At 59.5% G+C, this 8200-nt stretch carries 6 protein-coding genes; all 6 read right to left on the minus strand.

Translation table 11 applies throughout. The features are described 5' to 3' along the window. Nucleotides 1-114: 114 nt before the first annotated feature. On the minus strand, nt 115-1143 hold the full coding sequence (locus tag ACN9MZ_RS28180; RefSeq protein ID WP_426338225.1) for an IS5 family transposase: 1029 nt from the start codon (nt 1141-1143) through the stop codon (nt 115-117). Further along, complete coding sequence (locus ACN9MZ_RS28185; protein WP_426340088.1) at nt 1140-2171, minus strand: polymorphic toxin-type HINT domain-containing protein; 1032 nt, start codon at nt 2169-2171, stop codon at nt 1140-1142. Before ACN9MZ_RS28185 ends, ACN9MZ_RS28180 begins: the two co-directional genes overlap by 4 nt. 616 nt (nt 2172-2787) lie before the next feature. Then, nucleotides 2788-6462 (minus strand): LysM peptidoglycan-binding domain-containing protein, encoded by a 3675-nt coding sequence (locus ACN9MZ_RS28190; protein WP_426340089.1) that lies wholly within the window; start codon nt 6460-6462, stop codon nt 2788-2790. A 308-nt stretch (nt 6463-6770) separates the two neighbouring features. Further along, nucleotides 6771-7247 carry a hypothetical protein gene (locus ACN9MZ_RS28195; RefSeq protein ID WP_426340090.1) on the minus strand — a complete coding sequence of 159 codons (477 nt, stop codon included), beginning with the start codon at nt 7245-7247 and terminating at the stop codon, nt 6771-6773. 9 nt (nt 7248-7256) lie between these two features. Next, entirely contained in the window at nt 7257-7895 is a 639-nt protein-coding gene (locus tag ACN9MZ_RS28200; protein WP_426340091.1) for an immunity protein Imm33 domain-containing protein, read from the minus strand. Between the two features lie 60 nt (nt 7896-7955). Beyond that, nucleotides 7956-8165 (minus strand): hypothetical protein, encoded by a 210-nt coding sequence (locus tag ACN9MZ_RS28205; RefSeq protein WP_426340092.1) that lies wholly within the window; start codon nt 8163-8165, stop codon nt 7956-7958. Between the last annotated feature and the right edge of the window lie 35 nt (nt 8166-8200).

The following is an 8200-nucleotide window of genomic DNA, read 5'->3' on the forward strand; positions in this document are numbered from 1 at the left end:
TGACACCGAAAAAATAGCTGCCTACAAAGCGGCCGCGCCACGTTCGCCGCCATTTTCATGGCCATTTTTCTGTCCGAATCCGCCTTTTGGGACGGTTCGGACGGACCTCGGGCGTCAAAACGCCGAAATCTTCGCCTCCTTCAGGTAACAAAGGCGACGCAGGTTGTACGCGGCGGCCTTCCAGTTCAGTTGCAGCGTGGCGCGTGCCAGACCGATCGAGCGCAGCATCTTGCCGCCCAGCTGCGCCATGCCGGCAAAGACATGCTCGACGCGGGCGCGCGGGCTGGCGATGCGCCGGTTGCGGCGCTGCTGAGCCTCGGACAGCGGTTTGTCCTTGTTGCCTTTGCGCTGGATGTGCATGCGGTAGCCCTCACCGGTAAGCCGCTCTTCGCGCTTGTGATTGACGTAGCCTTTGTCGGCATAGATATCCCGGCTGGTATTGGCCGGATCGAGCACGTCTTCAAAATGCAGCGTGTCGTGCTCGCTGGCGGTGCTGATCTTGATTTTTCGGATCAGCTTGCAACGCTTGTCCACGTTCGCCGACAGCTTGTAGCCGAAATAGGATTTGCCGTGCTTTTTGGTCCAGCGCGCATCCAGGTCTTTCTGACGTCGCTTCGGCGGCGACCAGTCGGCTGGCATGGCGTTCTGGTCCACGACGAGGGATTTTTCTTCCTTGTTCAGCGATTGTTTCGGCGCCTGGACGATGGAGGCGTCAATCATCTGGCCGCCTCGGGCGATGTAGCCATGCCGGGCCAGTTGCCGGTTGACGGCGTCGAACACGCTTTCGCTGGCGCCGGCCTTGATCAGGCGCTCTTTGAAAGTCCAGATCGTGGTGCGATCGGGGATCTGGCTGGAGTCGCGCAGGCCGGCGAAGCGCTGGAAACTGAGCCGGTCAAGCAACTGGAATTCCATCTGCTCGTCCGAGAGGTTGAACAGGTGCTGGATCAACAGAATCCGCACCATCACCTCGGTAGGAAACGGTGGTCGTCCGCCGCGCTCGCGGCCGGGCCGTGGCGCTGCTTCATCGACTGCGTCGGCCAGCGCCGCGAAGTCGACATGCCGCTCCAGTACTTGCAGCGCGTCGCCCAGCTTCGTCAGCTTGGCTTCGCGCTCCTGAGCGGCAAACAGGTTGGGTTTCATCATGGCAGTGTCGTCAAGTTTGATGCGCTGACATCATGCCATGGCTGAGGTAGTTTTTCGAGGTACCCATTCAAGTGGCCTCCGGGGAAGCCCAGCGAATCGGCGCCTCGGTGGAACCCGACGTCAGTCGGAAGAGCGTCCGCATGATTGCCAATTGCATGGTCGACCGATGGCAAACGCTGACCTGGTACGCTTGTGTCAACGTAGCCTCGAGTACTAAAGGACCGTCCAAGGCTATCGGTTTCGAACTCTGCTCCTTTGTATTCGTAAATGGTATTTGGTTTCAGTGGACCACCACTAATCTTCCTGTACTCCTCAAAATCGCGAATCGCGACCCTGGTAACTTGTTGTACTGCCCCCGCAGACGCCGTGCCTTCCGCCAAGTTTGTGCGGCTCGTAATGGTCTGCCCTTGCTTAGCGCCATGCGAAACAACTTCTACTTCGCCACAGTCGGCATTGTGAACGAAGACGCGCAATTCACCAACGAAGTAGGTGTGGAACTCGTCAACCTCAATGTTGTAGACGGTTTCCAGCACGTCCTCTTCCACCAGCGACACCACTACGCGATGTTCGCCGGATGGCGTCAGCAATGGATCACCTTCGCGCAGGTCGGCTGCACGTACCCAGCCGTGGTCCGCGATCCAGAACGGGTGTTCATCGGTGGTGCGGATCGTTTCACGGTTTCCGGCATCGTCCGCTACGACCAGACGATAAATCTGCTTGTCCTCGATAACGATCGTACGCACCACGGTACGATAGGCAATCTCACCCGTCTCCTCATGGCGCGACAGAACTTGGTCGCCAATGGCCAGGCGGTCGATCGCGCGCAAACCGTCGCGGGTTTCCACCGGAGTACCGGCCACGAAGCACGCACGGCGCAGGTTGCGCACGTCCACGCCATTGACCATCACCGAACGGCCGGTTTTCGAGACTCCACCAAGTTCGGCGGCGGAAGCTTCACCGTTCATAACGGCTCGGCGTTCTGCCCGATTCAGGCCGGCATCCTGCAATGCGCGGTTGTGCTCCTTCATGGACAGCTCGAACCTTTGCGGCGCATTGCCTGCCGTCGGAGCTGGGCGTGGAGCCTGCGGCGCTTGTGGCGCATGCACATCAGCACCGCGCGGTGCCGGCGTGCTTGGCGCAGATGCCGGCGTCGGCTCCTGCACTGGCGGACGGTACGGCTCTGGTGCGCGTGGCGCGGGGCCTTGCTCGGTGCGCGGCACCTCACGCTCTACCTTTGCCGCATTGGAGCCCGCACGGACTTCACCCGGGGCATTGCGCACTACAGCAGGCGCATCCGCCGCCACGCCACTGCCATTGGCTACCTTTGGCATCTCCGACGCGGCGCGTCCAGGTACAGCCTCGGCAACCTTCCCTCCTGTCACCTCAGTCTGCTCCCACGGATTGCGTGGTGCTGCGCGGTCCGCAATATTTGCGCGGCTTGCGGCGCTGGCATCGCCAGTGATCGCGGTTGCCGGATTCGGCTCGCCGTTGAGGCGTCCACGGGTTGTGGCGGCCTCACCTACGGCGCCCGACCTGGCTTCCGATGCAGCCGTGCGTATAGCCCCGGTCTCACCTGCGACTTCGCCCGCAGCGGCGCGCGCACCGCTGGCATTGCCAACCGCGCCACGTCCTGCAACAGCAGCATCAGCCGCGCCAGCCTCCCCAACCGCCGAGCGCAGGGCGTTTGCCGCTGCGGCGGCTTCCGCACCTTCGCCGGATCAAGCCCATCCGGCCGGCCAACGATACCGCCGTTTTCCCTGCGCCGATCACGCCGGTTACAGCACCCGCCACTGCGACGCCACGGGCACCAGTGCGTTCGCCGGCTTCATAGCCTTCGATGCCGCCTTTGGTGAACATCGCGCCGAGGTCATCCCCTGCTTTACCGACCCAGTTGGTGACGCCATCCCAGCCTTTGGAGAGCGTGCCCGGTGCATCGTTGAGCAAGTCCTTGCCGACGGATACGGCCTTGTCGACCACGGTAGTCTTCAAGGCTTCGATCGTCTGATGCCCTTTCACAGTGTCTTCCGAGGCGTACCTCTCAGCTCCGAGGGAATGCAGGAAGTTGTATTCCGCATTCTTGATGAGTCCGTCAGCCAGCTTGACGACACCGACGCCGGCGCTGACCAGATCCGTCACCACGCCGTCAGCGGCACCTGCTATGCCGGTCAATGGCTTCTTCAGGATGCCGCCTTCGCGGTCCAGTTGGGTCTTGCGGGTCGTATCAACACGCTGGTCGAACTCGCTGGCGTTGATCGCGTAGCCATTGCTGTTGAGCTCCGATACGCCCCAATCCACCGATTTCTTGAGCAGGCTCAGGCCGGTTGCGTCGCCTCCATCCTGGATGTCGTAAGCAGCTTGCTTGGCGGTGCCGAGACCTTCCGACACATTGTCGACAAAGTTAGTTGCCAGCGATGCCAACTTGTTGGCGTTATCCTTGCCGATGATATTTTCAGAGCCTTGAATGTAGTCGCTCAGCGTAACCTTCGTGCGGTCAGCAAAGGCAGCGCCATCGCGTGCGATGCTGTCGATGTTGCTGCGAAGCAGTTGCTTGCCTTGTTCATACTGCTCCGTAAGCTTGCCGACCTCGCCAAGGAGTGAGGTCGATTTTTCGCTGACATACTGCTTAAACTCCTTCTTGGCGGCATCAGCTTTCTGCTCAAGCACACCGATTGCAGCAATGGCACTGTCGACTCTCTCTTTGCCGAACAGGGAGTTCGCGCCATCCTGGGCGGCCCCGCGCAATTCGGCAACTTTTCGATCGACGGCATCCCACACTTGCGTCTTGCGTTCATGCATCGCATCGGAAGCTTTGTCGTACAAGCCCTTGGCTTCTTTTGCATAGCCAGCCAGCGTATCGAACCAGCCACCTTCCTCGCCCTTGGCGGCAGCCGCTGCTACCGGTGCAGCTTTGACTGGGGCGGTTTGCTGCTGGGTGGTTTGTTGCTTGGCGGCCGCCTCACGGTCGGCGTCAGCCTTCGCAGCCAGCAACCTGTCCTGCTCCGCCTTCAGTTTCTTCTCCTGGGCGGCCAGGATTTCCAAGCGTACCTTGCCCTCAGCCGAGATCAGCTGGCGGCCCATCTTGTCGAGGTCTTTGCTTGCCTTCTCGTCATTGGCAAGCGAATCCACAACGTCTTTCGAGAACATCAGTACGTCCTTGCCCGCCTGGACTTGCGTGTCTTTGAGATCCTTTCCATCGTTGAGTATGAAATTGGCCGCATAGGCGAGGTTTTCTTCGTCCCTACCGTACGCATTGCGCGCGATCTTGATCTGACCGTCGCCATCCTTCGGCTTGTAGGTCATCAAGCCATCGATGCCGAATTGCTCATTCGTTTGCGCGTTGACGATTGCTTTCAATTCCGCGGCGGTAGCAGTTGGGTTGTCCGCTTTTGCCTGCTTGTACAAAGCCTTGGTCGCATCTGCAATGTCCATGGCAGTCGGCTGCGGACGAGCCGTTGCTGCGCCAGGAACGCCGACCAAGCCAAGGCCCATGTCCGGGCCCAATTTCTCGCCCGTATAGTTCACCCCGGTAATGTCACCCGCCAGTTTCTCAACTGGATCCATGGCGAATGGGTCTTTGGCCGGCTTCGGTGCAAAGGCCTTACGGATCTCCTCGGCCTTGTCTGCTTTCGCCTTCACAAGCTTGTCGAATGCGGCTGCCGTCCCATCCTTGATGGTAGTCTGGTAGGCGCGCGCTGCCGCGCCGCCGCCTGCGGTGGCTGCTGCGCGGGTATCGCGGCCCGCCCACTGCGCGAACGCGCTGCCCAGGCCGGAACCGACGGCGCTGACAATGCTGTCCAAGATATTGCTGCTGCTGAAGCCTTGACCGTTGAACACGGTTTCCAGGGCTTTGTTGCTGGTCGGAGGCGAAATTTCGGCGACAGGGACTTCCCAAGGCAACTTGATATCGGTGCCGGCGATGGTGCCGTCCTTGTTGACCATGGACCGCGCGCCAGAGAACTGGCCCTCCGCCGCCACCTGTTCGGCATCAATGCCCACCGCAGCAAACGCACTGCGCGACATCTGGCCGACGATGCTGCCAACCGCGCCGCCGATGGCGCCGGCCAGCGGATCCTGATGGCGCAGCCTTGCCAGGCCGGCGCCAACGACGGACTCGGCCAGGACGTTGGCCATGCCTGTGCCCCACTTTTCATTGACCTTCGAATTGATGTAGTTGCCCACCTCGGTAATCGCCACCGAACGCCAGTCAACCTTGCCAGTCTCAACCAGCTGGCTTGTCACGCTGGAGGTTACCGAACGAGCGGTCTTCGTCAGGAACTCGTTCATCGCCTTGTCGCCGGTGATGTCGACGCCCTTCAGCAGATCGCCGACCGCCGAACTGGCCGCCGCTGCGACGCCGGATGCTGCCACGGCGCGCCAGTTGAAGTTCTTCTGCTGGCCGAAAGCGATGCTGATGCCCTGCGTTGCCACGTTCGATGCCATTGCCGTCAGGCCGGTATTGATCGCGGTGGACGGAGTCAGGTTGAACACACCGGTGCCGCCGATGCCGGCTGCCACGCCGGAGCCGATGGCGCTCATGGCCACGCTCTTCCAGCTGAAGTGCTCCTGGATGCCGACCGCCATACCGACGCCCTGGCTGACGATGGAGCCGATGGCGCCACCGATCATCGCCGCGCCCATGCCTGCCAGGCCGCCAGCGCCGCCCAGCACGGCCAGGCCGGCGCCGAACGTCGTCGTCGCACCTGTCGCCACGCTCATCAGGCCTGCTGCCGCACCCGCGGTGTAGATCGTCACCACGATGGCCACGATGATCACCAGGATCTGCAGGAAGCCGCCGCACTTCTTGCCTTTCGGCGGCGGCGACTTCAGGTTCGGCAGCTTGCTGCCGACGATTTCGTTCTCGTTGTAGGTCTTGTGCGTCTGCGAGTTGATCAGCTCGGACTTGCCGTTGGACGGCACCACCAGCACTTGGCCAGCCTTCAGTTCTTCGGTGCCGGACAGGCCGTTGGCCTCGGCCAGCACGTACCACTGGCTCGGATTGCCCCACAGGGTGTTGGCAATGCCCTGCAGCGTTTCGCCGCCCTTGACGGTGTAGCTGGAGGTCGTGCCGCCCGGGAAGTCCTTGCCGTAGTTCTCGAACAGCGCGTAGTTCTTGGTATCGATCGCGGTGTACGCGCCGCCCTGGATCGCGGTGCCGGTTTCGGCCACCGGATTGCCCTGGGCGTACACGTAGTCGATGCGGTCGCGCGCGGCGTCCTTGCCGTTGTCGTGCCACTTGGCGACGATGTGGTCGTCGTTGTCGTAGGCGTAGCGGGAGATCTCGTCACGGTCCTGGCCATCGCCGCGGCCCTGGTTCATCATCACCAGCTTGTCGTTGGCGTTGTAGGTGAAGGTCGCGTTGCCGCTGGCATCGCCGAAGGCGCGGATCGTCCTCTCGCGGCCTCACCTAATGCCCTCAAGAGCGCATGCTTCCCGCAGCCTGTTATGCTGGCCCCGCCAGCCAATCAAGTTCCGCCGTGGCTTGCTGAAGATCGCACCCGTATCGGGGGCGGCTGTGAGATTCCGTGTTGCTTTATCAAGGACGAAGGCAGCCTTGTTTCGGTCGCCTGGCTGCGAGAGATCCGAGCAAATTAGGAAGTTGCCTGCCTGCTCAAGCAGTTACGTGTGATTTAGCGCAACATATGGATGCCGGTGATAATGCCTGTACTTATCTCAAAATCGAACTGATATTGTTCAATACCTGCAGGACCATTAGTTTGAAAAACAGCACCAAAGCAATGTTCAGGGCTTTCAATCGCTGGTTCAAACCAAACAAATTCACCGAACCGCTTTTTTCCTTCGATTACTTGATGCCGACTAATGCCATACTGTTTGTCGCCGCGCGCATCGACAACAAATAGATCGCCTTGCTCTTCTCCAGCACCGCCGACAGTCTCAATCAAAGCGATGTGGCACCTACCCGGAAGCACTTTTGCCAAGACTCCGTTAGCATAGTCCAGCCCAAATGAACGGCCATCGCATTCCCAACTTATATGCGTAATTTTTTGCGGCTCCCAGCCCGAATGAATAAGCTTTAGCAAATCCATGCCTTCATGAATTTCCTTGCCGTCGGCACGGCGCTCCGTAAAAAGTTCAATCTTATCCATCTGCAACCCTCACGAAAGGCCAGCCGCGTCTGGGGCCAAGTACATGTTGACTGGTTCATTTCGCTCGTTGGCCACCCCAACAATCTCTTCGCCTTCGACGAAGACCATGAAGCCTGGTGGCAGCGCTAGCACAGCCAGCAAGGTCGGACGCTGATGCAGCAGTTGAAAAGCAAAAATAGCTTCCAACTCTTCACACGAATCGTTGCCTCGCAGCCCGATGAACCAACCCGAATCCTGTTTTCCCGGATCTGGCGCACTACGTTCCAAATAAATCGACCCGGCCTGCAACGCTCCACGTGTCAACACAATCTTGTCTTGGAATGAAATGCCGGTAGGTTGCGCCCTTGCCCGTCGAACGAAGCCAGTTTGCTGAGCAAGCAACGCCATGGTCACATTAACTCCCTCGCGGAGATCTTCAAACGGATTTCGATCAAAGTCGGGCTCCCACAATGAGATTTCCCCATCCATGCCCTGCCTAGCAGTAAGGACAGAAAAGCCCAGTTGCAGTCGCTGACCGTCACTGAGTGCGCTTCCTTGCGAATGCATGTCGTGTAGAAGTGAAATCAACCAGTCAACCTGCCCTTTTAACGCGATTGCCGCTTTGATTGCGATCACCCGCCCACCGATATTTGCCTTCGTTACTTCCATTACTCTCTTAACCCCACCTGTCTGGCACCTTGCAACAGCCGCCCGGTGACGGCTTTGCAATCAGCCCAATTTAACGATCCGAACGCCGAGTTCTTTCAAGCGTGCCATCACTGCATTGGCCAAATCCGGATGATTGATCTGAAGATCGAATTCCCGCCCCTCCGAGTTCCTATAGCACAGTATCTCGGAAAACGGAGTTTGTTCAACAAAATAATCTGCAAGCGTTCGCCCGCTCCCGAACAAATATTCATCGACATCCGGTAGTTGCATTCTTTGCTCCACTTTAGTTTAGCTCTCAACTCAAG

The organism is Pseudoduganella sp. S-14 (assembly GCF_049913285.1).
Taxonomy (GTDB): Bacteria; Pseudomonadota; Gammaproteobacteria; order Burkholderiales; family Burkholderiaceae_D; genus Rugamonas.